This is a genomic window from Agrobacterium sp. ST15.13.013 (genome assembly GCF_027956525.1).
GTDB lineage: Bacteria > Pseudomonadota > Alphaproteobacteria > Rhizobiales > Rhizobiaceae > Agrobacterium > Agrobacterium salinitolerans.
Map to the genome: position 1 here is coordinate 1 of NZ_JAQKGP010000109.1, position 414 is coordinate 414.

The following is a 414-nucleotide window of genomic DNA, read 5'->3' on the forward strand; positions in this document are numbered from 1 at the left end:
TAACTGGCGTATCGATGGCCCGATGCGCATCGCGCTAAAGGGTCCAAACGGCTGTGGCCAAACCACTTTGCTGAAAACTCTGTTGGGGCTGGAGCAGGCCTCGTCAGGCTATGTCCGGCTTTCGTTGAGCTCCACTTACCTCGATCAACATCTGACGCTGCTGGCTTTATCCCTGTCGGTCATGGCGCACCTGCGCCTGGAAGATACCCCACTGGATGAGGGCCTCCTGCGCACCCGCCTGGCGCAGCTCCAGCTGGGCGCGGATAAGGTCACTCTGCCGCTGTCGGCGCTCAGCGGCGGCGAGCGCCTGAAAGCGGCGCTGGCGTGCGTGCTCTGGCGACGCGAGCCTGCCCAGCTGCTTTTGTTGGATGAGCCAACCAACCATCTCGATTTAGCATCGACGCAGGCTATTGA

Annotated in this window: 1 protein-coding gene; it reads left to right on the plus strand. The window is 61.6% G+C overall.

Translation table 11 applies throughout. The annotated features are described in order from the left end of the window. Nucleotides 1–414, plus strand: a 414-nt coding sequence (locus PL597_RS26110) for an ATP-binding cassette domain-containing protein (protein ID WP_271366669.1), incomplete at both ends; no start/stop codon positions are given.